We start from the raw sequence: 1,953 nt of genomic DNA, 5'->3' as shown, positions 1-1,953 counted from the left end.
CCACAGGCACAGGCTCCCCATGCGCATCCAATATGTACACTTGCGTGTTCCCGATCGGACGGCCTATGGGAATAGGCCCCCGACTGTCGCTGAGTCTCTTTACTAAAGACCAAACGGTTGTCTCTGTGGGGCCATACAAATTCCACGCCGAAGAACTGTGGGTGAATAAACTCTCGGATAAACTTTGGCTAAGAGCCTCCCCGCCACAAAGTGCCTTAACCTCGATCGTGTTTTGCCAGCCAGCTTCAAAAAGCATTCTCCAAGTGGCCGGTGTCGCCTGCAGCACCGTGATTCCGCGCTGTAGATATCTGATCAAGCCAGCAGGATCAGAAGAGTTGTGTTGTCTAGCCATAACCACACGAGCACCCACTATTAGTGGCAAATAGAATTCAAGCGCAGCAATGTCGAAGGAGAATGTAGTCACGGCGAGCAACGAGTCAATCGGCTCAACGCCAACCGTTCGTTCGATAGAGTAAAGAAAATTTACCAGGGAAGCATGTTCGACCATGACGCCTTTAGGCGTTCCGGTGGAGCCGGAGGTGTAGATGATGTAGGCCAGATGCGATGAGTTCAGCCCGATCGAGTGCGGGTCGGGGTTCGAGTCCGGCTGATTCCGCCATGCGGCGTTCTCATCGTCGAGCTCAACCATCGGCAGCTGCAGGTCCTCGAAGAGGTTCTGGAGAGCAGCCTGGGTCAGCAGCGCCACCGGCCCGGAGTCCTCCAACATGAAGCGCAGTCGTTCCACCGGGTAGGCGGGATCGAGCGGCACGTAGGCGCCTCCAGCCTTGAGCACGCCCAGCAGACCGATGATCATCTCGAAGCCGCGCTCCACACAGATCGCCACACGGTCGTCCGGCTTTACTCCCAGTTCCCGCAGATGATGCGCCAGCTGGTTGGCCCGGGCGTTCAGCTCGCCATAGCTCAGTTCTTCGTATTCGAATACCACCGCAACCGCAGCCGGCGTCCGCCCCACCTGCGCTTCGAACAGCTCATGCACGCACCGGTTCGACGGATACTCCGTCTTCGTGTCGTTCCACTCGTAAAGCACCTGCCGGCGCTCCGACTCAGGCAGCACGGGAAGGCGATCGATCTGCTGGGCCTCATCGGCCACCATGGCCTCCAGCAGCTTGCGGAAGTAGCCCAGATACCGTTCGATCGTCTCCCGCTCGAACAGCGACGTGGCATACTCCAGGCCCCCTGTGATCTTCTGACCGATTTCTCCCAGCGACAGGGCCATGTCGAATTTGGCTATCCGGTGCGGCGACGATCTGAGAGGCTGGAGCTCAAGTCCGGGAAGTTCCAGTGTGCCCGGTTCGTTGTTCTGCCATGCGAACATGACCTGGAACAACGGACTATGAGAGAGGCTGCGCACCGGCTGCAGGATCTCCACCACCTGCTCGAAGGGGATATCCTGATGATGCTGTGCCGCGATGCTCTGTGCCTTTACCTGGGCCAGCAGATCGCTCACCGTCGGCGATCCCGACAGATCGATACGCATAGGCAGCATGTTGACGAAGAAGCCGATCAGGCTCTCGATCTCCGCCCGGCCCCGGTTGGCCGTCGGTGTGCCCACCACCAGATCCTGCTGGCCCGACAGCCTGGCCAGCAGAACCGCCCAGCCCGCCAGAAGCGTCATATAGAGCGTGGCGCCATGACGTCTGCTCAGATCCCTCAACCCCGCCGTCAACTGCTCGTCCAGCATCAGGGGTGCGAAGGCCCCGGCATAGTCCGTCTGCACAGGCCGCGGATGGTCAGCGGGCAACTCCAGCAATGTGGGTACATCGGCCAGCGCCGTCTTCCAGTACGCCGCCTGCTGCTGCAGCACCTCCCCCTCGATCCACTCCCGCTGCCAGACAGCATAATCCGCATACTGAATGGGCAGCGGAAGAAGAGGATCTTCTTCGCCACGCAGAAACGCTGTATAAAACGCGCTCAGCTCGTTGACCAGTACGC

General features: G+C 59.5%; 1 protein-coding gene. It reads right to left on the bottom strand.

The window, feature by feature from the left end; genetic code table 11:
* Positions 1-1,953: AMP-binding protein (locus GSQ82_RS03280; protein ID WP_216847008.1), on the bottom strand; the 1,953-nt coding region annotated here is incomplete at both ends.

Origin of the sequence: Granulicella sp. L60 (genome assembly GCF_009765825.1) — a bacterium.
Taxonomy (GTDB): Bacteria; Acidobacteriota; Terriglobia; order Terriglobales; family Acidobacteriaceae; genus Edaphobacter.
This window is presented reverse-complemented; position numbering and strand designations above follow the sequence as displayed.